This window comes from Pseudomonas grimontii, from assembly GCF_007858185.1.
GTDB classification, from domain to species: Bacteria; Pseudomonadota; Gammaproteobacteria; order Pseudomonadales; family Pseudomonadaceae; genus Aquipseudomonas; species Aquipseudomonas grimontii.
In genome coordinates this window covers 404,673-429,532 of sequence record NZ_VFES01000001.1, presented here as the reverse complement: position 1 = coordinate 429,532, position 24,860 = coordinate 404,673, and the positions used below count along the sequence as shown (strand labels likewise).

The 24,860-nt window shown below is 59.7% G+C and carries 25 protein-coding genes; 15 read left to right on the top strand and 10 right to left on the bottom strand.

Annotated elements, in window-relative coordinates:
• Positions 1-136 precede the first annotated feature (136 nt).
• The 5 genes from FIV39_RS02095 (at position 137) to rlmF (ending at position 6,919) form a co-directional block, all read left to right on the top strand.
• On the top strand, positions 137-1,627 hold the full coding sequence (locus FIV39_RS02095; RefSeq protein WP_090409025.1) for a leucyl aminopeptidase: 1,491 nt from the start codon (positions 137-139) through the stop codon (positions 1,625-1,627).
• A 151-nt stretch (positions 1,628-1,778) separates the two neighbouring features.
• The gene (locus tag FIV39_RS02090; RefSeq protein WP_090409028.1) at positions 1,779-2,207 is read left to right on the top strand and encodes a DNA polymerase III subunit chi; all 429 of its coding nucleotides are present in this window, start codon (positions 1,779-1,781) and stop codon (positions 2,205-2,207) included.
• Positions 2,208-2,211: 4 nt separating this feature from the next.
• Positions 2,212-2,607 carry a DNA polymerase III subunit chi gene (locus FIV39_RS02085; protein ID WP_090409031.1) on the top strand — a complete coding sequence of 132 codons (396 nt, stop codon included), beginning with the start codon at positions 2,212-2,214 and terminating at the stop codon, positions 2,605-2,607.
• A 210-nt stretch (positions 2,608-2,817) separates the two neighbouring features.
• Positions 2,818-5,664: a valine--tRNA ligase gene (locus FIV39_RS02080; RefSeq protein ID WP_090409034.1), complete on the top strand. Its 2,847-nt coding sequence runs from the start codon at positions 2,818-2,820 to the stop codon at positions 5,662-5,664.
• A 238-nt stretch (positions 5,665-5,902) separates the two neighbouring features.
• Positions 5,903-6,919 carry a 23S rRNA (adenine(1618)-N(6))-methyltransferase RlmF gene (gene rlmF, locus FIV39_RS02075; protein WP_090409037.1) on the top strand — a complete coding sequence of 339 codons (1,017 nt, stop codon included), beginning with the start codon at positions 5,903-5,905 and terminating at the stop codon, positions 6,917-6,919.
• Positions 6,920-6,986: 67 nt separating this feature from the next.
• Here the strand turns inward: rlmF and FIV39_RS02070 are convergent, their stop codons facing one another.
• Positions 6,987-7,268, bottom strand: a complete 282-nt coding sequence (locus tag FIV39_RS02070) for an HU family DNA-binding protein (protein ID WP_090409040.1) — start codon at positions 7,266-7,268, stop codon at positions 6,987-6,989.
• 396 nt (positions 7,269-7,664) lie between these two features.
• Between FIV39_RS02070 and yejK the strand changes: the two genes are divergently transcribed.
• Together yejK and FIV39_RS02060 are read left to right on the top strand one after the other, a co-directional pair.
• Positions 7,665-8,669, top strand: a complete 1,005-nt coding sequence (yejK, locus tag FIV39_RS02065; RefSeq protein WP_012722392.1) for a nucleoid-associated protein YejK — start codon at positions 7,665-7,667, stop codon at positions 8,667-8,669.
• On the top strand, positions 8,669-9,019 hold the full coding sequence (locus FIV39_RS02060; RefSeq protein ID WP_090409043.1) for a glutaredoxin family protein: 351 nt from the start codon (positions 8,669-8,671) through the stop codon (positions 9,017-9,019). Before yejK ends, FIV39_RS02060 begins: the two co-directional genes overlap by 1 nt.
• Here the strand turns inward: FIV39_RS02060 and FIV39_RS02055 are convergent, their stop codons facing one another.
• The 5 genes from FIV39_RS02055 to FIV39_RS02035 are packed head-to-tail and all read right to left on the bottom strand — an operon-like array spanning position 9,020 to position 12,782.
• Entirely contained in the window at positions 9,020-9,997 is a 978-nt protein-coding gene (locus FIV39_RS02055; protein ID WP_090409046.1) for a FecR family protein, read from the bottom strand.
• Positions 9,994-10,572 carry an RNA polymerase sigma factor gene (locus FIV39_RS02050; protein ID WP_090409049.1) on the bottom strand — a complete coding sequence of 193 codons (579 nt, stop codon included), beginning with the start codon at positions 10,570-10,572 and terminating at the stop codon, positions 9,994-9,996. Before FIV39_RS02050 ends, FIV39_RS02055 begins: the two co-directional genes overlap by 4 nt.
• Before the next feature lie 9 nt (positions 10,573-10,581).
• A complete protein-coding gene (locus FIV39_RS02045) occupies positions 10,582-10,908 on the bottom strand; it encodes a DUF3325 domain-containing protein (protein ID WP_090409053.1) in 327 nt (108 codons plus the stop codon).
• Complete coding sequence (locus tag FIV39_RS02040; RefSeq protein WP_090409056.1) at positions 10,909-12,483, bottom strand: PepSY-associated TM helix domain-containing protein; 1,575 nt, start codon at positions 12,481-12,483, stop codon at positions 10,909-10,911.
• Positions 12,480-12,782, bottom strand: coding sequence for a DUF3649 domain-containing protein (locus tag FIV39_RS02035; RefSeq protein WP_090409059.1), 303 nt, complete (start codon positions 12,780-12,782; stop codon positions 12,480-12,482). The genes FIV39_RS02040 and FIV39_RS02035 overlap by 4 nt, the downstream gene beginning before the upstream one ends.
• A 170-nt stretch (positions 12,783-12,952) precedes the next feature.
• On the opposite strand from FIV39_RS02035, the gene FIV39_RS02030 reads away from it, so the two are divergent.
• From FIV39_RS02030 to fecA, 3 genes are all read left to right on the top strand, one after another.
• Positions 12,953-13,441 carry a sigma-70 family RNA polymerase sigma factor gene (locus tag FIV39_RS02030; protein ID WP_090409062.1) on the top strand — a complete coding sequence of 163 codons (489 nt, stop codon included), beginning with the start codon at positions 12,953-12,955 and terminating at the stop codon, positions 13,439-13,441.
• Entirely contained in the window at positions 13,438-14,379 is a 942-nt protein-coding gene (locus tag FIV39_RS02025; RefSeq protein ID WP_090409065.1) for a FecR domain-containing protein, read from the top strand. Before FIV39_RS02030 ends, FIV39_RS02025 begins: the two co-directional genes overlap by 4 nt.
• 90 nt (positions 14,380-14,469) lie before the next feature.
• The gene (gene fecA / locus FIV39_RS02020) at positions 14,470-16,809 is read left to right on the top strand and encodes a TonB-dependent Fe(3+) dicitrate receptor FecA (protein WP_090409068.1); all 2,340 of its coding nucleotides are present in this window, start codon (positions 14,470-14,472) and stop codon (positions 16,807-16,809) included.
• A gap of 164 nt (positions 16,810-16,973) precedes the next feature.
• Here the strand turns inward: fecA and FIV39_RS02015 are convergent, their stop codons facing one another.
• A complete protein-coding gene (locus tag FIV39_RS02015; RefSeq protein WP_090409071.1) occupies positions 16,974-17,846 on the bottom strand; it encodes a LysR family transcriptional regulator in 873 nt (290 codons plus the stop codon).
• Positions 17,847-17,951: 105 nt separating this feature from the next.
• On the opposite strand from FIV39_RS02015, the gene FIV39_RS02010 reads away from it, so the two are divergent.
• A complete protein-coding gene (locus tag FIV39_RS02010; protein WP_090409074.1) occupies positions 17,952-19,463 on the top strand; it encodes an MFS transporter in 1,512 nt (503 codons plus the stop codon).
• Positions 19,464-19,515: 52 nt separating this feature from the next.
• Here the strand turns inward: FIV39_RS02010 and FIV39_RS02005 are convergent, their stop codons facing one another.
• Entirely contained in the window at positions 19,516-19,926 is a 411-nt protein-coding gene (locus FIV39_RS02005) for an HPF/RaiA family ribosome-associated protein (RefSeq protein ID WP_027604683.1), read from the bottom strand.
• Positions 19,927-20,593: 667 nt separating this feature from the next.
• On the opposite strand from FIV39_RS02005, the gene FIV39_RS01995 reads away from it, so the two are divergent.
• Positions 20,594-20,911, top strand: a complete 318-nt coding sequence (locus FIV39_RS01995) for a DUF3509 domain-containing protein (protein WP_090409077.1) — start codon at positions 20,594-20,596, stop codon at positions 20,909-20,911.
• Here FIV39_RS01995 and FIV39_RS01990 read toward each other — a convergent pair.
• Positions 20,908-21,396: a phosphate-starvation-inducible protein PsiE gene (locus tag FIV39_RS01990; RefSeq protein ID WP_027604688.1), complete on the bottom strand. Its 489-nt coding sequence runs from the start codon at positions 21,394-21,396 to the stop codon at positions 20,908-20,910. The two genes, FIV39_RS01995 and FIV39_RS01990, sit on opposite strands and share 4 nt — an antisense overlap.
• Before the next feature lie 565 nt (positions 21,397-21,961).
• Here FIV39_RS01990 and FIV39_RS01985 point away from each other — a divergent pair.
• Positions 21,962-22,228, top strand: a complete 267-nt coding sequence (locus FIV39_RS01985; RefSeq protein WP_026136726.1) for a YebG family protein — start codon at positions 21,962-21,964, stop codon at positions 22,226-22,228.
• A 131-nt stretch (positions 22,229-22,359) separates the two neighbouring features.
• Here the strand turns inward: FIV39_RS01985 and FIV39_RS01980 are convergent, their stop codons facing one another.
• Positions 22,360-22,815, bottom strand: a complete 456-nt coding sequence (locus FIV39_RS01980; protein ID WP_017736196.1) for a helix-turn-helix domain-containing protein — start codon at positions 22,813-22,815, stop codon at positions 22,360-22,362.
• Positions 22,816-23,111: 296 nt separating this feature from the next.
• Here FIV39_RS01980 and FIV39_RS33250 point away from each other — a divergent pair, with 296 nt between their 5' ends.
• A complete protein-coding gene (locus FIV39_RS33250) occupies positions 23,112-23,546 on the top strand; it encodes a hypothetical protein (protein ID WP_090410136.1) in 435 nt (144 codons plus the stop codon).
• Between the two features lie 941 nt (positions 23,547-24,487).
• Positions 24,488-24,709: a hypothetical protein gene (locus FIV39_RS01970; RefSeq protein ID WP_090409079.1), complete on the top strand. Its 222-nt coding sequence runs from the start codon at positions 24,488-24,490 to the stop codon at positions 24,707-24,709.
• The last annotated feature ends 151 nt before the right edge of the window (positions 24,710-24,860 follow it).

Below are 24,860 nucleotides of genomic sequence, written 5' to 3'. Positions count from 1 at the left end.
AGCATGCGCCAAGGGTTGTCAGGCTCCGTCGGCGAGGTTCAAACTGCGGCCTTTGTCGCTGGCGGTTTACACAGCTGCCAAGCTTTAAAGCCTGCGTACAAACGCAGGCTCTCAGACCTTTATAAGGGACCCGAAAATGGAATTGGTTGTAAAAAGCGTTAGCCCCGAAACGTTGAAAACCGCCACCCTCGTGGTCGCCATCGGCGAAGGCCGCAAGCTCGGCGTTGCCGCCAAGCAACTCGACGAACTCAGCGGCGGCGCAATCAGTGCGGTCCTCAAGCGCGGCGACCTGGCCGGCAAAGTGGGCCAGAGCCTGCTGCTGCAAAACCTGCCCAACCTCAAGGCCGACCGCGTATTGCTGGTGGGCGTGGGCAAGGACGCTGAACTGGGCGACCGCCCGTTCCGCAAGATCATCAGCGCCATCCTCAACACCCTCAAGGGCCTGGGCGGCAGCGATGCAGCACTGGCACTCGATGAAATCGTGGTCAAAGGCCGTGACAGCTACGGCAAGTCCCGCCTGCTGGCCGAAACCCTGGTGGACGGCGGCTACCTCTTCGACCAGTTCAAGAGCCAGAAAGCCGAACCCCGCGCCCTGAAGAAAATCACCCTGCTGACCATCAAGGCCGCCCAGGCTGAAGTCGAGCGCGCCGTGACCCACGCCCAGGCCATCGCCAATGGCATGTCGTTCACCCGCGACTTGGGCAACCTGCCGCCGAACATCTGCCACCCAACCTACCTGGGCGAGCAAGCCAAGGCGCTGGGCAAAGAGTTCAAGGGCCTGAAAGTCGAAGTGCTGGATGAGAAGAAGATCAAGGAACTGGGCATGGGCTCGTTCTATGCCGTGGGCCAGGGCAGCGACCAGCCGCCACGCCTGATCGTGATGCAATACAACGGCGGCAAGAAGTCCGAGAAGCCCTACGCCCTCGTCGGTAAAGGCATCACCTTCGACACCGGCGGCATCAGCCTCAAGCCCGGCCTGGGCATGGACGAGATGAAGTACGACATGGGCGGCGCCGCCAGCGTGTTCGGTACCCTGCGTGCCGTGCTGGAGCTGAAGCTGCCGATCAACCTGGTGTGCATCCTGGCCTGCGCCGAGAACATGCCGAGCGGCGGCGCAGCCCGTCCGGGCGACATCGTCACCACCCTCAGCGGCCAGACCGTGGAAATCCTCAACACCGACGCCGAAGGCCGCCTGGTGCTGTGCGATGCCCTGACCTACGCCGAGCGCTTCAAGCCGCAAGCCGTAATCGACATCGCCACCCTGACCGGCGCCTGCATCGTTGCCCTGGGCTCCCACACCTCGGGCCTGCTGGGCAACAACGACGAACTGATCGAGCAACTGCTCAGCGCAGGCAAGGCCGCCGATGACCGCGCCTGGCAACTGCCGCTGTTCGATGAGTACCAGGAACAGCTGGACAGCCCGTTCGCCGACATCGCCAACATCGGTGGCCCGAAGGCCGGCACCATCACAGCTGCCTGCTTCCTGTCGCGCTTTGCCAAGAACTTCAACTGGGCGCACCTGGACATCGCCGGCACTGCCTGGACCAGCGGCGGCAAGGACAAGGGCGCCACTGGCCGTCCGGTGCCACTGCTGACCCAATACCTGCTGGACCGCGCCAAAGCCTGAAACTGAAAACGCCTGGGTGGTACTGATCACCCCGGTCGTAGCAGCTGCCGAGCGCAAGCGAGGCTGCGTTGGCGGAGTTCTTGACACACCGCAACGCAGCCTCGCTTGCGCTCGGCAGCTGCTACGGGATTTTTACTGTGGTGAATAACCAATGACCCAAGTCGACTTCTATATAGTGCCCAGCGCCGATCCCCTCGCGCGCCTGGACTTTGCCTGCAAACTCACCGAAAAAGCCTGGCGCATGGGCCACCGCATCTACCTGCATTGCAGCGATGCCACCCAACGCGACGAGCTCGACGCCCGCCTGTGGCGCTTCAAGGGCGAAAGCTTCGTGCCCCACGGCCCCGCGGAATCCGAACCCGAAGGCCAGGTTGTCCTGGGCTTGGGCGACAGTTGCGGCAATCACCATGACCTGCTGGTCAACCTCGACCTGAAAGTACCGCCTTTTGCCAAGGCCTTCGCCCGCGTGGCGGAAGTGGTGGTGGAAGATCCGGCTATTCGTCAGGCCGCGCGGGAGAGTTTCCGTTTCTACCGCGAACAGGGCTATCCTTTGCAAGATCACCGGCTACAACGACTTTGAGTACATGATGGACACTCCCAACTCTACAAAAAAAGATGACCACCTGCTGGACGACCTCGAGTCGATCCGTCAGTTGCTGGGTGATGATGGCTTGCAACCGCCGCTGCTGACCGAACAGGCCGATGGCGAGGTACAGATTCCGCTGTTGTTCGACATGGTCGGCAGCAAGCAGGCTGCATCGGAGCCAGTCGTCGAAGCCCCCGTTGCCGTGGACGCTGCGCCTGCGCCCGCCGAAAAGGGGCCCGACGCCCTGCTGCTGCACCTGGACAACGAACTGCGTGCCGCCGCGCAATTGATCATGCAAGACGTGATCGACGACTTTGCCCCGCATATCGAAACCGAAATCAAGCGCCGGATGGATGCGCGGATGGAGCGGTTGCTCAGCCAGTACCAGTCCTGAATCCTAATTAGATCCCCTGTGGAAGGGGACTTGCCCCCGATGGCGGTGTATCAGTCAGCCCATATATAGCTAACACATTGCCATCGGGGGCAAGCCCCTCCCACATTTGATTGCCTGCACCTTAAGCCCGTCTTCGCCTCGCCCTGCGCCCTATCCCCCGTTATACTTGCCGGCTTTCCTGAATAAATGCCAACTAGGGTCCCGCCGCGCATGGATAAGACCTACCAGCCGCACGCTATTGAAACTTCCTGGTACAACACCTGGGAGTCCGAGAACTATTTCGCTCCGCAAGGCGCGGGCGAGTCCTACACCATCATGATTCCGCCACCGAACGTCACTGGCAGCCTGCACATGGGCCATGGCTTCAACAATGCGATCATGGATGCGCTGATTCGCTTCCGCCGCATGCAGGGCCGCAACACCCTGTGGCAACCGGGTACCGACCACGCCGGTATCGCCACCCAGATGCTGGTGGAGCGCCAACTCGAAGCCACCGGCCAGAACCGTCACGACCTGGGTCGCGAGAAATTCCTGGAAAAAGTCTGGGAATGGAAAGACCAGTCCGGCGGCAACATCAGCCGTCAGATCCGTCGCCTCGGTTCGTCCGTCGATTGGAGCCGCGAGCGCTTCACCATGGACGACGGCCTGTCGGAATCGGTGAAAGAAGCCTTCGTGCGCCTGCATGAAGACGGCCTGATCTACCGCGGCAAGCGCCTGGTCAACTGGGACACCAAGTTGCACACGGCGATTTCCGACCTTGAAGTGGAAAACCACGACGAGAAAGGTTTCCTGTGGAACCTCAAGTACCCGCTGGCCGACGGCGCCAAGACCGCTGAAGGCAACGACTACCTGATCGTCGCTACTACCCGTCCGGAAACCATGCTTGGCGACGCCGCCGTCGCGGTTAACCCGAATGACGAGCGCTACCAGGCACTGATCGGCAAGTTCGTCGAGCTGCCACTGGTTGGCCGCCGCATCCCCATCATCGCGGACGACTACTGCGACCCTGAATTCGGCACCGGCTGCGTGAAAATCACCCCGGCCCACGATTTCAACGACTACGAAGTCGGCAAGCGCCACAACCTGCCGCTGCTGAACATCTTCGACAAGAACGCCGCCGTATTGCCGGCCTGCCAGGTGTTCAACCTCGACGGCACACTGAACGACAGCATCGACGGCAAGATCCCGGCCGAATACGCCGGCCTCGACCGTTTCGAAGCACGCAAGCAGATCGTTGCTGCCTTCGACGCCGCCGGCCTGCTGGTCAGCGTTGACGACCACGGCCTGAAAGTACCGAAGGGCGACCGTTCCGGCACCATCATCGAACCGTGGCTGACCGACCAATGGTACGTGTCGACCAAACCCCTGGCCGAGCCTGCGATTGCTGCCGTGGAAGACGGCCGCATCCAGTTCGTACCCAAGCAGTACGAAAACATGTACTTCTCGTGGATGCGCGACATCCAGGATTGGTGCATCAGCCGTCAGCTGTGGTGGGGCCACCGCATTCCGGCCTGGTACGACGAGTCGGGCAAGGTCTATGTCGGCCGCGACGAAGCCGAAGTACGCGCCAAGAACAATCTGGGTCCGGACGTCGCGCTGCAACAGGACAACGACGTACTCGACACCTGGTTCAGCTCGGGCCTGTGGACGTTCTCCACCCTGGGCTGGCCGCAGCAGACCGAATTCCTGAAGAAATTCCACTCCACCGACGTGCTGGTGACCGGCTTCGACATCATTTTCTTCTGGGTTGCCCGGATGATCATGCTCACCATGCATTTGGTGAAGAACGAGGATGGCACGCCGCAGGTACCGTTCAAGACCGTGTACGTGCACGGCCTGGTGCGTGATGGCCAAGGCCAGAAGATGTCCAAGTCCAAGGGCAACGTCCTGGACCCGTTGGACATCATCGACGGCATCGACCTGGAAACCCTGGTGCAGAAACGCACCTCGGGCCTGATGCAGCCGAAACTGGCGAAGAAGATCGAGAAGCAGACCCGCGACGAGTTCGCCGACGGCATTGCCAGCTACGGCACCGACGCCCTGCGCTTTACGTTCTGCTCGCTGGCATCCACCGGTCGCGACATCAAGTTCGACATGGGCCGCGTCGAAGGCTATCGCAACTTCTGCAACAAGATCTGGAACGCCGCGCGTTACGTGCTGGACAAAGGCGAAGACTGCGGCCAGAACGGCGAAGCGGTCGAACTGAGCCTGGCCGATCGCTGGATCATCTCGCAGCTGCAACGCACCGAAGCCGAAGTGACCCGCCAACTCGACCAGTTCCGTTTCGACCTGGCCGCACAAGCCTTGTACGAGTTCATCTGGAACCAGTATTGCGACTGGTACCTGGAACTGTCCAAGCCCGTGCTGTGGGACGAAAACGCGCCGATCGAACGCCAGCGCGGCACCCGTCGCACCCTGGTGCGCGTGCTGGAAGTGGCGCTGCGCCTGGCGCATCCGTTCATGCCATTCATCACCGAAGAAATCTGGCAGCGCCTGGCGCCGCTGGCCGGTATCGAAGGCAAGACCATCATGCTGCAACCTTGGCCGGTGGCCAACGAAGCACGCATCGATGAGGCGGCCGAAAGCGACATCGAATGGCTCAAGACCCTGATGCTCGGCACGCGCAACATCCGCGCCGAAATGAACATCGGCCCGGGCAAGCCACTGGCGGTATTCGTGAAGAACGCCAGCGCCGAAGACCAGCGTCGTCTCACCGAGAACGATGCGCTGCTCAAGAAGCTGGCGAAGCTGGAATCGATCACTGTATTGGCCGATGGCGCCGAAGCACCACTGTCGGCGACCGCACTGGTCGGCGACATGGAAGTGCTGGTGCCGATGGCCGGCCTGATCGACAAGGGCGCGGAACTGGCCCGTCTCGACAAGGAAATCCTGCGCCTGCAAGGCGAAGTGCAGCGGGTGGGCGGCAAGCTGTCCAACGCGGCATTCGTCGACAAGGCACCGGCTGAGGTGATCGACAAAGAACGCGCCAAGCTGGCCGAGGCCGAACAGGCCCTGGGCAAGCTGGCGGAGCAACATGCGCGGATTTCCAGCCTGTAAGGCTTGATTCGCGTGGAGAAAGAGACCTTCGGGTCTCTTTTTTTGCCTGGCGTTTCCCAATCCCTTGCTGGCAATACAGTCAATGTGGGAGGGGGCTTGCCCCCGATGGCGATCTGTCAGCCAGGCTAGTATTGACTGATTCACCCCTATCGGGAGCAAGCCCCCTCCCACATTTGACCGAGTTATCCTCGGGAATGTGTGACAATGCCCACCACTTTGAGCCAACACCAGAATCATCATGACCGCCCCCACTACGCCCAAACCTCCACGCAAGAAGCCTAAAACCGCAGCCACGGCCAAACCCGTCGCGCCGCGCAAAGAGGCCACCCTGCACCCGCGCAACCGCCACCAGGGCCGTTACGACTTCCCGGCGCTGATCAAGACCACGCCGGAACTGGCGCAATTCGTGATCATCAACCCCTACGGCAAGGAAAGCATCGACTTCGCCAGCCCGGACGCAGTGCGAGTGTTCAACCGGGCGTTGCTCAAGGCCTTCTATGGCATCCAGCATTGGGACATTCCGGCGGATTACCTGTGCCCGCCGGTGCCAGGGCGTGCCGACTATGTGCACTTCCTCGCCGACCTGCTGGCCAGTACCAACGACGGCAAGATTCCCCGGGGCTCAATCGTCAAGGTGCTGGATATCGGCATGGGCGCCAACTGCGTCTACCCGCTGATTGGCTATATGGAGTACCGCTGGAATTTCCTCGGCTCGGAGGTCGACCCTACCGCCGTAGCCGCCGCCAAGGCCATCGTGCAGTCCAACGACCTGAGCAAGGTCATCCAGCTGCGCCAGCAAACCAATCCCAAGCACATCCTGCTGGGCCTGCTGGAGCCGGGCGAACGTTTTGACCTGACCATGTGCAACCCGCCGTTCCACGCGTCCATGGACGAAGCCACCAAGGGCAGCGAGCGCAAGTGGCGCGCCCTGGGCAGGGCCGATCCCAAGCGCAAATTGCCGGTGCTGAACTTCGGCGGCCAATCAGCCGAGTTGTGGTGTGAAGGCGGTGAAGCGCGCTTCGTGACACAGTTGATCGCCGAGAGCGCGCACTTTGCCCACAAGGTGTTGTGGTTCAGCACCCTGGTGTCAAAAGCGTCAAACTTGCCCGCGATCGAGACCGCCCTGAAAAAAGCCGGCGTGCTGGAAAGCCAGGTGGTGGAAATGTCCCAGGGCCAGAAGCAGAGCCGTTTCGTGGCCTGGACCTTCCAGACCAAGAACGAACAGCAGATCTGGCGCCAGCGCTGGGTGCGATAGAGACAAATCGCAGGCAACAAAAAACCGTGCCCGGATCACTCCGGAGCACGGTTTTTTTTGCTGCGTCTTACTTGTTAACAGAGTCGCTCAGGCCTTTGGCCACAACCAGCTTGATAACTTTCTTGGCAGCGATTTCGATGGCAGCGCCATTCGAAGGGTTACGGCCAGTACGGGCAGGACGCTCGGTCACTTTCAGTTTGCCAACGCCTGGCAGAGTGATTTCGCCGCCGTTTTCCAGCTGGTCAGCAACAACTTGGCTCAGTTGGTCCAGCAGAGCGCGCACGGTGGTTTTCGGTGCGTCTACTGCTTCAGCCAGGTCAGCGATCAGTTGGTCTTTAGTAATAGCCATTGTGGTGTTCCTTCCCTATCAAATTCATATGGATTGCAGAGTGCAGTGTCAGCCGTCGAGCCCGACCGTCATGGCCTGGCACCCCCGGCTATAACCACGGAGATCGGGGTTATAGATGCTTGAAACGGGGATTGGTTCGACCTGACAGATGCTGAATGCACGCTTAACGCCGAGACATGGCGCAAGACGGGGCAAAACTAGCACAGAGACGGGGAAATATCCGCCTCAACATACCCATTTGGTCAGCTTTATCGCTCTAAACAGTGAAAAAAAAGCATATGGCCCGTAGGAGAGCATCCAAAATGGCCTTCAACGCGTGTCTTGACCAATGGGTGCGGTACACTGGGCAACTTTTCGGGGAGGCCAACCGCTCCCCTTCAACCAGCCGAGAAGCCCATGCCGATCCGTCATTGCATCGTCCACCTGATCGACAAGAAACCCGACGGCACACCCGCAGTTCTCCACGCCCGCGACTCCGAGCTTGCCGAGTCGGCCGCCATCGAGAACATGCTTGCCGACCTCAACGAGAGCTACAACGCCAAACAAGGCAAGGCCTGGGGTTTCTTCCATGCCGAGTCCGGCGCGCACCCGTTCAGCGGCTGGTTGAAGGAATATTTCGAGGGTGGCCAGGATTTCACCACGTTCAGCCGCACCGCCGTCGAACACCTGCAAAAACTGATGGAAGAGTCCAACCTCTCCACCGGCGGGCACGTGCTGTTTGCCCACTACCAGCAAGGCATGACCGACTACCTGGCCATCGCCCTGCTGCACCACAGTGAAGGCGTGGCGGTGACCGACGAGCTGGACGTGACCCCGTCGCGCCACCTGGACCTGGGCCAGTTGCACCTGGCAGCGCGCATCAACGTGTCCGAGTGGCAGAACAACAAGCAGTCCAAGCAATACATCTCCTTTATCAAAGGCAAGAACGGCAAGAAGGTCTCGGAGTACTTCCGCGACTTTATCGGCTGCCAGGAAGGCGTCGACGGCCCAGGCGAGACGCGCACCCTGCTCAAGGCCTTCAGCGACTTCGTCGAAAGCGAAGACCTGCCGGACGAATCCGCCCGCGAAAAAACCAAGACCCTGGTCGATTACGCCAGCAGCCAGGCCAAGCTCGGCGAACCCATGGGCCTTGAAGAATTGTCGGGGTTGATCGATGAAGATCGGCCTAAGGCGTTCTACGACCATATCCGCAACAAGGACTACGGCCTGTCGCCGGAAATCCCGGCCGATAAACGCACCCTCAACCAGTTCCGCCGCTTCACCGGCCGCGCCGAGGGCTTGTCCATCAGCTTTGAAGCACACCTGCTGGGCGACAAGATCGAGTACGACGAAGCCGCCGGTACCCTGATCATCAAGGGCCTGCCAACCCAACTGACCGACCAGCTCAAGCGCCGTAACTGATGCTCGGCGGGGTACTCAAGAAAGTCCTGCTGGTGTTGCTGGTGGTGGTGGTTATCCAGAACTGGGGCAAGATCGAGCGGCTGTTCAACCCTTCCCAGGTAGTCTCGGAGCAGACGCGAGCATCGGCGCGAGTGGCGCTGTATGCCACCGAATGGTGTGGCTACTGCAAGCAGATCCGCCGCTTCCTGGACCAGAAGGGTATTCCCTACCAAGCCTTCGACATCGAGAAGGACGCCCAGGCGCGCAAGGCGTATGAGGCGCTGGGCGGTGGTGGGATTCCGTTTGTGGACGTCAATGGGACGCTGATTCGCGACTACAACCCTGACGCGATCATGGCAGCGCTGAAGTAATCAGCGCACCACGATCACCCGTCCTAACAGGCTGTGCTGCTCAAACCCCAACACCGCTTGCAAGGCGTTGAGTACCGCCTGCGGGTCCTTGCTCGGGAAACTGCCGCTGACGCGCCTGGCGCCCATCTCTTCGTTGAGCAGCAGGATGCGACCAGGGTAGTAACGCCCCAAGTCGTTGACCACCTGCGCCAGCGGCGCCTTGTAGTAGTTGAGCCAGCCATCACGCCAGGCCAGGCGGGATTCGCTGTCGACCGCGTGCAGGGGATCGGCGATGCCATCGGCGTAGGCCACTTGCTGGCCTGCCGTGAGAATTTGCTGCTGGCCCTGTTTCGACGCGGTCACACCCACCCGCCCCGACAACACCGTCACCTCGGCCCCTGCCGGTTGCAGGCGCACTTCGAACTGCGTACCCAGCACCCGCGCTTCGCCGCTGCCCGCCTCGACCACAAAGGACTGGCCGGTGTGGGTGACGCTGAAAAAACCCGCACCGCGACGCAATTGGATATGCCGCTCACCGTGACTGAAGTCCACGGCAATTGCGCTGTCCGCATCCAGGGTGACCTGGGACTGGTCGGCCAGAGTGACGGTCTTCACCTCTCCCGGTGCGCTCACGTAATCGGCGCCGATGTCATCGATCCAACGCGAAGGCTGCCAACCGGCGCCCACGCACACCATCAACACCAGGCACGCCGCCATGGCCAAGGCGCCGGACCAGCGCACTACCCGCGAGCGCGTCGGGGTGTTCATCGCCTTGAGGTAACCCTGCAATGCCAGCGCGTCTTCATCCGCCAACTGGCGCGCCGGTACTTCGCTCAACTCCCAGAGCACCTGGGCCTGGGCGTACGCTTCGACGTGCGCAGGATCAGCCCTAAGCCAGCGGCTGAAGGTGGCCTGGTCGCCACTGGTGGGCTGGTCGTGCAACAGGCTCAGCCAGGCCAGTGCGGCTTGTTCCTGGTCGGGCGTGGGGGTGACGTTCACGGTGCTTTCCTTGGCGTGCGCGGTGGCGATGGTTCGCGAAGGCTGGCTTTGCAGGCTTCGAGGGCACGCATCATATGTTTTTCCACGGCACTTTGGGACAGGCCCATGGCCTTGGCGATTTGCGCGTACTTGCGCCCATGAATGCGGTTGAGCAGGAAGATCTGCCGGGTGCGCTCCGGCAAGCTGCGCAGGGCGGCTTCGACATGGCGCAGGTCGTTGCCCGCCTCGAGCGCCGCCTGGGGTTCGGAGCCCTGGTTATCCTGCTGTTCCGGCAGCCAGCCTTCATTGCTGCGCACCCGTGCGCCTTCGCTACGCAGGTGGTCGATGGCGATATTGCCGGCGCAACGCAACAGGTAGGTGCTGAGTTCTTCGACCTGCACCAATGGCCGACGCCAAAAACGCAGGAACAGGTCCTGCACCAGGTCGGCCGCCGTGGCGCGACAACCTACGCGTCGGCTCACCAACGCTTCCATCTGCGAGCGCTGGGACAAGAACACTTGCAGGAAATGCGCACGCCCACCCGCCGCGTCAGCCGGCGGGCTGTCCTGGGAATCGGGTGGGGTGCTGATCATCATGGCAGGGGCTCAGAGGGTGGCGAAGGCCGCAACAGGGCTGGCCAGCAGGCCGACGCCCGCCAGGATCAAGGCCAGCCTTGGCCGATACGGCAACAACAGCACCAGCAACAGGGCGCTGAGCATCAACACCGCGCACCACTCCACCAGGCCCTGGCCCCAACCGGCGATAGCCACTGCGGGCCAGATCGAGACGGTCAGCAGCAGCCAACCGATGACGCGCAAAGCAAGCCGCCGCCGAGGCGATGGCTTGCTGTGCAGCAGTTCGCCGTGGTGGCGGTCGGTGGACAGGCATAAGGCAGTGAACCCGGCGTAACACATCAGCAGCGCGAGGAGCATTCAGTTCGCCTCCTGCTTGAGGTGGAGCGGCCTTGCCCGCTCGGTCTTGGGCTGCGGCGCCTTGCGGTGTTGCATCTTCCAGGCCGCCCAGGCGAGGAACACGCCGCTGGCCAGGCAGGTCAGGTCGAAGCCGGCCATGGCCCAGTCGCCCGCTGCCAGTGAAGCGCCCAAGTGCTGCGACGTGGTCAGGGCATTAAGCAATGGGATTGCGGCAAACAGCAGTGCTGCGAAGCTCAATTGCTCAACCCAGCCCTGGCGGCCTCGACGCAGGATCGCGTGCAACAGGCTCAGGCCCCATGCGATAAAGAAGGCCTGCACTTCCCAATCGGAGCGCTCGGCGAAGCTCACCGGCAATAAACGGTTGGCCCAAAAGAACCCCGCGATGGCGATCAACAGCCCGGACATGCTGGCGATGTTCAGCACGTCCACCAGCCGTAGTTCAAATGGCATCACAGCGGTTTTTGCATGTTTGAGTTGACGCTTGCCGAGCCAGATCACCAGCCCCGTACCGATCATGGCCGTGCCCGCCAAGCCGCAGATAAAGTACAACCAGCGCAACACCGGGCCGGCGAAATGGCCCATGTGCAGGCCGTAGAAACTGCCACCGATGACCGCCGGCAACGACTGCTCGCCGCTGACCCGCAGCAGCTCGCCGGTGGTGCCGTTGAACGCCACGGTGCTGCCGAAATCATGCACCACGCTGTCGGAACCGGCGCGGAACACATTCACCGATGCATTCACATCGCTCGGGTTATTCACCGCCAGCCGTCCGACATGTCCGCCGGCCCACTGTGCCCGCGCTTGCTCGTACATCGGCAGCAGTGGCAACAGTTTGCCCGGCTGCCCCAGCGCCGGCGCATTGTTGGTCGCCGGGAATACCTCGCTGAAGAAGGCGCGGCTGTCGTTGCCGTAAGAGGCCAGGATCGGCGCAGGCATCACCATGCTCATGAAAATCACCAGGCTGCTGTAGGTGATCATCAGGTGAAACGGCAGCACCAGCACCCCCACCGCGTTATGCCCGTCGAGCCAGGAGCGCTGGCCTTTGCGGGGGCGGAAGGTGAAGAAGTCCTTGAAGATTTTCTTGTGGGTGATGATGCCCGTGATCAGCGCCACGAACATCACCATCGCTGCGATGGTCGACAGCCAGCGGCCCCACGGGTACGGCATTTGCAGCTGGAAGTGGAAGCGATAGAAGAAATCTCCGCCCATGCTTTCACGGGCCTCTACGGCCTGCCCACTGACGGGGTCGAGGGTTTTCTGAATGAAATTGCCGCGTTTGCCGGGGTCGACTTTGTCTTGCCACATCACTGACAGGCCAGGGTCGCGACTGTCCGGCAAGGTGATGAACCAGCGTGCGGCCGTGGGCGCGACCTTCTGCAGGTAGTCCTGGGCGACGCTAAGACTGCGCGCATCATCCAGGGGATGGGCCAGCACCTCGGGCTGCATCCAGTGGCTGATTTCATCCTTGAAATAGGCCAGGGTACCCGTCAGGAAAATCGCAAAAAGCAGCCAGCCAAAAATCAGCCCGGCCCAGGTGTGCAACCAGGCCATGGCCTGGCGAAAGCCCTCTTTCATGGGCGTGCCAACCACAAGCCCACGCCCGCCAGGGTGGCAAACGCCGCACTCGGCAGCATCACGCCACACCAGGCACGCCATGCCGTACGACAGGCAAAGCACCACAGCACCGCCAATAGATAGAACACAAACGAACTCATCATCCCGGTGATCACCGCATCGGCGCGGGAGGTCGGCATCCACAGCGCCAGGCAGATGCTGGCCAGGGACGCGATCAAGTAACCGCCGACCACAGCGGCGAGCACCCGCGATGTGACAGCGAGACGATAGGAGGCGGGCAGTGAGGTTTTGCTTTTCATGCGGGAGGCGCCAGGTTCATCAGTGCGCAATATTAATGATAAATATTCTCATAAGCAAAACAGAACGGATGAATCACCTGCCCTGCCGGATTGCCGAAGCGTGTCTCGCACCCTACAATGCGAACAATTCTTGTTCTCTAAGGCATGCCGAAGCTTGTGGAGTGTTCGCGTTGAGCCCGTCCAACACCGTCGAAGTTTTGTACAACGACCATCACCACTGGCTCACCGGCTGGTTGCGACGCAAGCTCGGCTGCCCGCAAAGCGCTGCGGACCTGGCACAGGACACCTTCATCCGGGTCCTGACCGCACGGGAAGCGCCGACGCTGATCGAGCCCCGCGCCTTCCTCACCACGGTGGCCAAGCGCGTGTTGTTCAACTTCTACCGCCGCCAGGACCTGGAACGCGCCTACCTCGACGCATTGGCGCAGATGCCTGAACAGGTAGCGCCATCCGAAGAAGAGCGCGCGATCATCCTGCAAACCCTGGTCGAGCTGGACCAGTTGCTCGACGGCTTGCCCACGCTGGTGAAACGCGCGTTCCTGCTGGCCCAACTCGACGGCCTGACGTATGCGCAGATCGGCGCCGAACTGGGCATCTCCATCGCCACCGTCAAACGCCACCTGAATAAAGCCGCCCTGCGCTGCTACTTCGCCCTATGAATGTCTCGACCCAGGTTGCCGAACAGGCCGTGCACTGGCTGATGGAAATGCAGCAAGGCGCGCTCAACCCGCGCCAGCAAGCGGCCTGGCAGCAATGGCTGAATGCCCACAGCGAACACCAGCGCGCCTGGGACCATATCCAGCGCGTCAACCAACGCCTGCGCGGCATGCCCTCGCCCCTGGCCCATGCGGCGTTGAACGCGCCGAAGTCCAGCAGTCGGCGCCAGGCGCTGAAGTTGTTGCTGATCCTCGGCGCCGGTTCGGCCGCCGCCTGGAGCCTGCGCCAGCAACATATCTTGCCGCCGCTGACCGCCGACTATCGCAGCCCCGTGGGCCAACGGCGCAAGGTGCAACTGGCCGACGGCAGCCAGTTGCAGCTCAATACCGGCAGCGCCGTGGATGTGCATTTCGACGGCCGGCAACGGCTGATCCGCCTGCTCGAAGGCGAGATCCTGCTCACCGGCATTGCCGGCGGCACGCCCTTGCAGGTGCTGACCGGCCAGGGCCTGCTCAGCAGCCAGGCGGCGCGCCTGAATGTGCGCCAATTCAACGACCACACCCAACTGGCGGTCTTCGACGGCCACGTCGACGTAATGCCCAACCGCTACAGCGGCCTGCCCTTGACGGTCGAAGCGGCGCGCCAGGTCAATTTCACCCGCAAAGGCTGGGACACCCCGCGCCCTGCCGACGCCAATAGCGGCGCCTGGGCCGACGGCATGCTGGTGGCCGCGCATATGCGCCTCGAGGACTTCCTCGCCGAACTGGGCCGCTATCGCCGTGGCCAGCTCAATTGCGATCCGCAAGTCGCCGACCTGCTGCTGTCCGGCAGCTACCCGCTGGACGACAGCGAACGCATTCTCGACCTGCTGGAAGTCAGTCTGCCGGTCAAGGTGCGGCGTTTTACCCGCTATTGGGTGAACGTCCAGGCACGGGCGTAAATTATTTTCAGCCACCGTGAGCCGTTTTCCGCACCTCGCGTGACAGAGAAGGAAAGCCACCTTGATCCTTCCTTCTCAGGACCGCCCTTCATGCCCCAGCAACCCACCCTTCTCGCCCGCACCTTGCGTCATCTGCTACTGGGCGCCAGCCTCAGTTTCACCGTACTGCCTTGCGTGATGGCGGCCGATGCCAAGCCGTATCACATCGCGCCCAGCTCGCTGGAAGCAGCCCTGAACCAGTTTGGCCGTGAGGCCGGCGTGTTGATTTCCTTCGGCTCCGAAGTCACGGCCGGTATGCAGAGTCGTGGGCTATCCGGCAACTACAGCGCTGCCGAGGGCCTGCAGAAGTTGCTGGAAGGCACCGGCCTGCAAGCCCGCGCCGAAGGCGACAATGCCTACAGCCTGCAACCGGCAACAGCGCCGGCGGCTGTCGAGTTGGCGACCTCCAGCGTGGTCGGCGACTGGCTCGGCGATGCGGCGCAAACCAATGTATTCGAACACCCCGGCGCCCGTGATGTGATCCGCCGCGAAGCATTCGAACGCCAGGGCGCCACCCAGGCCAAGGACGTGCTCAACCGCATCCCCGGCGTCAACGCCCCGGACAACAACGGCACCGGCAGTCACGACATGGCGCTGAACTTCGGCATTCGCGGTCTCAACCCGCGCCTGGCATCACGCTCCACGGTGTTGATGGACGGCATCCCCGTACCCTTCGCGCCGTACGGCCAGCCGCAGCTGTCCTTCGCGCCGATCAGCATGGGCAACATGGACGCCGTGGACGTGGTACGTGGCGGCGGCGCGGTGCGCTACGGCCCGCAGAACGTCGGCGGCGTGGTCAACTTCGTGACCCGTGCGATCCCGGATGCACCCACCGTCAAAGGTGGCTTGCAGACCGAAACCAGCCCGTCTTCCAGCCATGACGGCTTCAAGACCACCGGCAACCTGCTGGCCGGCGGCACTGCCGAGAATGGCCTGGGCGGCGCGATTTTGTATTCCGGCACCCGTGGCGGAGACTGGCGCGAAAACAGCAACACGCGCATCGACGACCTGATCCTGAAAGGCAAATACCAGCTCGACGACGCCAACAGCTTCAACGCCATGGCGCAGTACTACGAAGGCCAGGCCGATATGCCTGGGGGCTTGAACGTCGCGGACTACAAGGCCGATCCGTATCAGTCCACCCGCCCCTACGACAAATTCTGGGGCCGTCGTACGATGTTCAACGTCGGCTATCGCTACGAGCAGGACCGCCGCGAATTCACCGTCAACAGTTTCTTCACCAAGACCCTGCGCAGCGGCTACCTGGACCAAGGCACGTTCCTGTCGCTGTCACCTCGTGAGTACTGGGTGCGCGGCGTGGAAACCCGTTTCGCCCAAGGCTTTGACCTCGGCCCGACCAGCCATGAAGTGGGCGTCGGCTACCGCTACATCAACGAAGCCGGCCACGAGTTGCGCTATCGCACGCCGATTTCAGCCAACAACCAACAAATCCCCACGACTGACAGCCGCAACGACCGCGACACGCGCGGCGGCACCGAAGCCAATGCCTTCTTCGTCGATGACCGGATTGATATCGGCAAGTGGACGATCACCCCAGGCATTCGCTACGAGATGATCGAGTCCCAGCAAAGCAACAACCTGACCAACGTCAAATACAAAGGCGACTACAACACCGCACTGCCGGCGTTGAACGTGCTCTATCACGTGACCGACGACTGGAACCTGTACGCCAACACCGAAGGTTCATTCGGCAGCGTGCAGTACAGCCAGATGCCCAACCGCGTCACCAGCGGTGAAGTCAAACCGGAAAAAGCCCGCACCTGGGAACTGGGTACCCGTTACGATGACGGCACCTTGCGCGCGGAAATCGGCGCGTTCCTGATCAACTTCGATAACCAGTATGAAAGCAACCAGACCAACGACTCGGTCATCGCCCGCGGTGAAACGCGCCACCAGGGTATCGAAACCAGCGTCAACTACGCCCTCGACGGCTTGAGCCCGGCGCTGGCCGGTTTCGATGTGTACGCCACCTACGCCTACGTCGACGCCACCATCCGCGAAGACGGTCCGAACAAAGGCAACCGCGTGCCCTTCTCGTCCAAGCACAAAGGCACCCTCGGCGTGGGTTACACCGAAGGGCGCTGGAAACTCAATGTGGACAGCAGCTACCAGAGCAGCCAGTTCGCCGATAACGCCAACACTCAGACGGAAAGTGCTGACGGCGCCAACGGACGCATCCCCGGCTACATGCTGTTCAGCAGCCGCGCGGCCTATGATTTCGGCCCGCAACTGTCGGATTTGAACGTGGCGGTCGGCGTGAAGAACATCTTCAACAAGCAGTACTTCACGCGCTCGTTCGACGATAACAACAAGGGCAAATACGTCGGTGAACCACGCACGGTGTATGTGCAGACGTCTATCGCGTTCTAACTGTCCAAGCAACACACCACCTGTGGCGAGCGGGCTTGCCCCGCGTTGGACTGCGTAGCAGGCCCGGCCTTTTCAAACGAAGAGCTGGGGTCGCTTCGCAACCCAACGCGGGGCAAGCCCGCTCGCCACAACAAACCCGTTTTGCTCGCCCTGACCTGCCGGTTCTAACTGCCCGCCAGGCAACTGGGGGTGGCCGCGACCAACGCATCGATTGCACAGCGCGTCTTGGCCGGCATATGGACGGCCGTGGGCCAGATCACATGAATGGGCGCAGGTTGCTCGCGATAGCCGGGCAACACTGCGACCAACTGCCCACGCAGCACATAGTGCGCAATCAACCAACTCGGTAACCAGGCCAGGCCGACGCCCGCGATGGCGGCATCGGCCACGGCCTGGAGGTCGTCCATCATTAACGGCGAGGCCACGCGATTGCGGTGTGGGGTGCTGCTGCGATAGGCGATGCCGCGATGATCAGCAAGGTCTTCGATGCATTCAATCGGCCCGACGCGCTGCAAGTACGCCGGTGACGCCGCCAGTCCCACGGCCTGCTCGCCCAGACGACGAGCACTGAGGCGGTCGGTGTCGGGCAGCGGGCCGATCCGCACGGCGACGTCGAAGCCTTCCTGTGCCAGGTCCACCAGCCGATCGGCGAAGCTGATCTCGATCTCCAGTTCCGGATAACGCGCCATCAATCCCCACAATGCCGGAGCCGCGTAGTGGTGCCCGAAGGCCAGGGGCAAGCTGGCCCGCAAGCGGCCGCGTGGCTGCTGGCGGCCGCTCTCAAGTACGGACTCGGCCGCCTCCAGCTCCGCCAACGCACGCAGGCAATGCTCGTAATACGCCTGCCCGTCTTCGGTCAAGCGCTGCCGGCGGGTGGAGCGCTGCAACAGACAAGTGCCAAGCCGCGCCTCCAGTCGCGCCAGGCCCTTGCCCACCGCTGAGCGCGTGAGATTGAGCCGTTCGGCAGCCTCGGTCAGGTTGCCGCTTTCGACGATTTGCAGAAACAGCTCAACACCATCAAAACGTGGAGTGGCCATGCGGTAATTGTCGCCTTTGAGTCCCTTATTAGAAGAAAACTTATCACGAATAAAGAAACAGATTCCCCTGAAAATAACGCGACACGTCATCTTCAGGAGAACCCCATGCCACCCGCCGCCACGTTAACCGCCGCCAGCCGCCCACATACCGCCAGGAATGGGCTGGCCCTCACTGCCGTGTGCCTCGTCGCCCTGATGTTCGGCCTGGAGATTTCCAGCGTCCCGGTGATCCTGCCGACGCTCGAGCGAGAATTGGGCACGGGCTTTCAAGACGCCCAATGGATCATGAACGCCTACACCCTGGCCTGCACCAGCGTGCTGATGGCGGCGGGCACATTGGCGGATCGCTTTGGCCGTCGCCGCATGCTGGTGTTGTGCCTGTGGGTGTTTGGCCTGGCCTCGCTGGCCTGCGGGTTGGCTGAGGATGCCTCGCTGCTGATCACGGCGCGGTTTGTCCAGGGCATCGGCGCCGGGGCAATGATGATTTGCCAGTTCGCCATCCTCTCGCACCTGTTCCGCGAACCGGCAGCACGGGCACGGGCGTTTGCGATATGGGGCGTGATTGCCGGCGTGGGCCTCGGCTTCGGACCGATGATCGGCGCATTGATCCTGGCGGTCGCGGACTGGCGTTGGGTGTTCCTCGTGCACGTGCCGCTCACCCTGTTCACCCTGGTGCTGCTGCGCATCAGCGTGCAGGAGTCCCGCGACCCGGCCGCCCATCGCCTGGACATCGCCGGCATGCTCACCTTGACCCTGGCGGTGTTTGCCCTGGTGTACTTCATCACCCAAGGCAGCGAGCGCGGCTTCGGCACACCGGCCATGCTCGGTTGGGCGGCCTTGTCGGGGCTCGGTTTGCTGCTGTTCATCACGGTCGAGCTGCGCAGTGCGCACCCGATGTTCGACTTCTCGGTGTTCCGCATCCAGCGTTTCAACGGCGCGTTGATGGGCTCGATCGGCATGAACTTCAGCTTCTGGCCGTTCATGATCTACCTGCCGTTGTACTTCCAGGCGGGCCTGGGTTACGACACCTTGACCACCGGCGCCGCGCTGCTCGCCTACACCCTGCCGACCTTGCTGGTACCACCGCTGGCCGAGCGCCTGGCCCTGCGCTATGGCGCCGAACGCATCATCCCCCTAGGCCTGGGCCTGATGGGCGCGGGCTTTCTGGCCATGGCTGCCGTCAACGGGGCCGGGCACCCGCGTATCGGGCTGGTACTGCTCAGTTGCGTGATCGCCGGCGTGGGCCTGGCGCTGACCAACTCGCCCACTACCAACACCACCACTGGCTCGGTGTCGGCCGACCACGCGGGCATGGCGTCAGGCATCGACCTCAGTGCGCGGCTGATCACCCTGGCGCTCAACATTGCGCTGATGGGGCTGGTGCTGTTGCTGGGGATCAGCCATCACCTGGCCCAAGTACTGCCCGCAACCACGGCAATCGATTGGCCGGCTATCAGCCAAAACATTGCCGCAGGAAAGTTGGAATCGATGGGGCTGGCCTTCAACGATGCCCAGGCAGCCCTGCGCCATGGCGCCGGATGGGCGATGCTGTTTGCCGGGTTGGGTGCTGGTGGGTTGGCGATGCTGAGCCGGTATTTTTTCCGACGCGGCCGCTAAACGAAAACGGGCCTGCAGATGCAGGCCCGTTTGTAGGAGGGTGAAAAAACGGTCAGCCGTTGATGACAGCGTTTTCGTTTTCCAGGAATTCCTGTTCCAGCGCGTCTTCATTCACTTTGTTGATTGGCTGGTTTTTCGCGGCAGCGCGGGGCTTGCCTTGCAGTCGGCCGAACAGATGTTCCAACGCGTGATCCAGCTTGGTGGCCGCACTGTCAATCGCCTGTTCCAGGGTATCGCCCTTGGCCGATACCGACAGCGGTTGATGGCCTTTTGGTCGCGCTTCCAGGCGGCAACTTAAATCGTGGGGACCGGGCTTGTCGCCGTTCTCATCCCGCAGGTAGACCTCCACTCGGGTCAGGTCTTCTTCATAACGTTCGAGCGTGCTCTCAATGGTAGTACGTACCCACTCCTCCAGTCGGATGCTGCTTTCAATATGGTTATCGCTATTGACTTGGATTTGCATAGTTCTTCCCTTATTTCAGCTAGCTCGCGGGAGGTCACAAACTGCAACACCGGGGTGGTGAAACCATGACCTCTTGATTACACAATTGAGCAGCCAGAGAAACATTTCAACCCCTTTGCAAAGATAAATCCTACATTACAAATTAACCCTGACGACAAGCAAAAACGCTGTTAGGGTGGGGAGTTAGTTACATCTTCTTACGCCCCGCGATCCTCACCATTGCCCCTCTCCCAGCGGGTGCATTGCGCGAAAAATCCCCGCGTCCTCTACCAGCCAGTCATGCACCGCGCGCACCGGGGCGGCCTGGCGGTCAGCTGGGTGGAATGCTGATTGCGCTGTCAGCGATCGTTTTTTCCGTGCTGCCCTGAAACGGATCACCGATTTCAAGAACAACATAGAACCCATGTGGGAGGGGGCTTGCCCCCGATAGCGGTCTTTCAGCCGAGCATTTATTGGCTGATTCACCGCTATCGGGGGCATGCCCCCTCCCACATTGAGATCCCGGTGCCTGGAAGGCTGCTGTACGGCACGCCCTTTGCTGTACAGCTCATGAGGTAAACGGAATTTGTACAACCTCAGCGACGGAGTGGCCGGTGGTCAGGCAACGCGAACTAATCACGACACCGGTCGTCAATGACTGCATGTTCTTATCAGGCGGTAACGCACCATGGACAATCCTTTTCAGATCATCACCGACACCTTCACCCCAAAATACCGCGTCAACCTGAGCATCCAGCGGCTCGACGGCAGCATCATGCTCACCCTCTCGGATGAGACGGGCGTAGTCGCCAAACGCATGATCAGTGCCGAACAACGCAACGACCCGCAACGGCTCAAACGCCTTGTGCAAAGTATTCAATTCGGCATCGCCATCGAGCAGGGCCACAGCGCCATGGAGATCCTGGCGGTGATGACGGACGGCGACAGCCACAAATTGTTGCAGCGGCCACCGACCCGCACCCTGCCCTTCAGCGTCGGGCTTTAAAGCTCGCCCTTCTCGGTTTCCAGGCTCGCCTCGCCCTTGCGACGCGGGCCTTCGACCTTCACCGACGGAAACGCCGATGACGCGTAGCGCACCACCAGAATCGCAAACGCCAACAGCAGAATCCCGCCGCACAGGTAGATGATGCCGAGGTCGGGCGGGTTGTGGTGGGACACGTTGGAGATCAGCAGGCGCGTCAACGCAGTGATCGCCACGTAGATCAGGAAGCGCACCGGCATGTGGTTGGTCTTGAAATAAATCCCGACCATCGCGCCCAATTCCAGGTAGATGAACAGCAGCAAGATGTCATCGATCTTGATATGCCCGTTCTCCAGCATCCCCAGAAATTCCATCACCGCTGCCCAGGCGGTCACCGCACCGATGGCGAATAACGCCAGGTAGTGGAACGACTCGACAAACAGATTACCCAGGGACTCGGCCAGCCCATGGACTTGATGGCGCAGCTTTTCGGCCCAATTAAATTTCACGATGGTGCTTCCTTAGGTCGGTTCGACCGGATAATGCGGGTTGGACGTGACGGTTGTTTTGCATGCAGAAAAAAGGCCAGAGGCGGGTATAAGATGATGGCGGGGTGACATGAGGCACGCCTAACCTGTATTTACGGGCTACATTAAAAAACTGCTACCCAAACCACACGGTTTGGCTTACCCTTTTCGCTGTATATAAATACAGTAGTCGCAAAAGACAACTATCGTGAAGGCATGTGAGGTGGTGAATGGCCGTCGAAGTGGTATACCGCAGCAGCCGAGATCTGGAGCGTTTGTATATCGTTTTGCGGACTAGCGGACTGCCTAGATAGGCCATTGGTCGGGGTAGCTGCATCTAAAACTGTCGTAGTATCAGCAGCCTAAGTATCCAGATGGAGAAATATTGTCCTTCGAAACCAACTATCCTGCCTAGTTTTCGCTTTTGCCACCCTGCCTAGTTAGCTCGTAGGGCTTTAGCGCAACAGTTCGCAAGATTCATCGGCCAGCATTTGATTTGAACAAATGCTTTCTCATACACGCTGGACAGACAGACGACGAGGCCAAAATGGCAGTTGAGACTCTTTATCGCAGTACCCGAGACCTGGAGACTACTTTTGTGGACCGCAAACTCGCTGATGCGCATGATCAAATGCTTGAGCTGGCGGAGCTGCTGACGGACACACTGATGAAGCATGTACCGGGGCTATCTGAGAAACACGCAGAGGATGTGAGCATCTACATGGCTAAAAATCGCTCAGTGTTTGCAGCAGCTTTCAAAAACAATGTGGGCGCTTTGAGCGAGCTTTCTGAAGCCACTGGTACTGAAGGATGAAATAGGTCAGAGCCTTCGAACGTGATTGACCGTTTAGTAAGCGTTTGGAGCTTATGCAAACTAAGCTCCAGCGTAATGGGAATGTTTGGAATATTTTTAAAATTACAACCCCCTCGGGAGTGTTTGGTCGCTTATCGCTTCAGCCAATAACGGTCGACTGTGGCGCGACTGACACCCAGTCTACGAACGATCTCCATTTTTGCTAATCCTTCGGTTTGCAAAGTCTGGATGGCCAAACGATTATCTTCTGCCCGCTTTCCACGTACCCCGCGGCTCGCACCATGATTGATAACACTACTCAGCAGGCCAGCTCCGACAAGTCGGTTTAAATCACGTTCTTGCTGATGCCGATAGGCTTCAAGGTCGATACCAACCATGCGCGCCTCCACAGCCATAAGCACAAGGCTGAGGGAGATGCCTAGGCATTCGCATAAAGAATAGAGTTTGAGAACAGAAATGGCCAGGCGTCCTTGTTCGACCTTGGCAAGATGATCTCGATTTAGGACTTGTGCACAGCCCTCTCGACTGAGCCCAGCAGCAACCCGGACTTCCCTTATGACCTGCCCCAAAGCCTCCAAATAATCCATCTCTCTTCCGTGTACTCACAAAAGAGAGAATAAAGCCATGCTTTGACGCATCACATCGTGGGGGTATAAAATGCATATATAGCGCGTAAGCTTGGAATCCTCATCCTTCCAGGAACGTTCTACAAATCCTCAAACACTCACAACGCAGTCGAGATGAGTCCTGCGATACCGAATATTTTTCCACTGTGAGTGTACGAGTGGCACGGACTGAATCGGGAATGGGTTGGCAATTGATATACATACTTGACCCTGCAGAACGTAAAGTTTTCACTAGGACACACTGTGAACTAGAGGGGGTGGGATTTCTTATCACCATTACCTCAGCCCAGACAGGGATGAGTGATCGCGCTGCGATGGTCAGCTGTGCGTATGAACTTCAGTACTATATGAATGCTGCTCCTGACGTTGTCATCAGTCACGTGCAGATGCTGTGCCCACCAGCCCTGACCCGTTCCGGCAGATGGAGTTTGGAGGACCTGGACCAAATTATTTACTTCCAAGGCATAGCAACTCAAGAAAGTGCTGTTGTATATCGCACCTCTCGCGGTGTTTACAAAATGGGAGAGCTGGACCTTCGCAAAAAAAAGACATCACAGGTGTGGTTCTCGAAAAAGCGCTTGGAAAATCACCGCCCTAGGATATCAGTGCCGGCTCCCAAATCAGCCAGTCACCAGATGTACGCTCCCCTCTACCTGAGGCGCAAGTCGACGATCAGTCCCAAGTTCGCTTAAGTCTCGTGGCTCCTTACCGAGGAGCTTTCTGATGTCAGATTTCAAACGTGCCGCCGAAGCTCTGTCGGATGCCCGCGAAATTGTCGTATGTTGGCGCCGATTGAAAACTGACCCAATGGGTCAGTTTTCGGTCAGCGGCAACAGATTAGGTTGGATTTTACTTTCCTGGACGCGCCTATTGTCTAGTCGCGGACTCGACAGTGGTTGTTATTGCGGCCTCCTCCCGTCAGCCAAAGTTTGTTGTTAGAAGAGGATTTTCTCCTACTTTGGTTAACGCTTTATGTGGTATCCACGATAGCAAAAGGGTCAAAATAAGGCCCAAGGATGGGCTGATGTTAGACACTTTTTTGTTTGAAAAAGGATTGGTTATCTGGTTCGCACCGCACGCCACTGGTCTTCCTCTAGATGATTCGCAGATGCAGTGACATCGGGTATGCGGAAGAAGGCCCCCGATAGGTAGAGCACCTAATTATAAAGCTCAGCAGCTTAGCGTATGTTTAGGATGTCAATGTTTTATTATTAACAGAAGCCATTTATCATTCTGGAAATATCGATATTCAGAATATTCGAATTTCTTGACTTAGGATATGCCTAAGAGTGAATCTTCATTCGCTGTTATCCGTAAACAGGCTGAACAGGCGAAAAACTATAAGGATTTTGTCTTTGGGTAATTAGTCGGAATAGGCGGCAATTTAATATCAATGACTAATTTTCGAAAACGCTCTATTGACGAGTTTGATATTATAAGCAAGGCTTTTGAGAGGCTGGTAAACAACGTGCCCCGTAATCATAAAAATTTAGAAATGCAGCGCAAAGCCAAGGTAGAATTCACGTTGTCCGCCGTAGACGACGAGACTGGTAGGTCTCGATCCCTCATAGCTCGATCAAATACTAAATATTATTAAGTGAGGGATATAGTTTTAAAAAATGGAAAAAGAAAATTGCCTCAACGTGGTGAGGCTGCCAAAAAAATTGAAGAGATAAAACAAGAAAACATTGATCTTAAGAAGCGCTTTGAGTTAGCACTTGAGTCTCAGGCCCAGATGCTGTTCGAGAGAACAAGAGCTGAGCGGGAGGCCGGGAAGTGGCTGAAGGCTTACAGGTCTTTACAAGACCAACAACAAGGCGGCAGTAAGATTTTCTCTGCAGTATTCGACAAGTAATTGCCCTATGGCGGCGCCATTTCGATGATGTCAATCTCAAAGTAGTGAATCTGCGGAGCGCCACTTGGGAGCATGAATTTGGCGACATATTAAAATTTAAGGCTTTCCTGACTGCTCTGCTAAAAACACCCTCCTGAACGAACACTTTTAA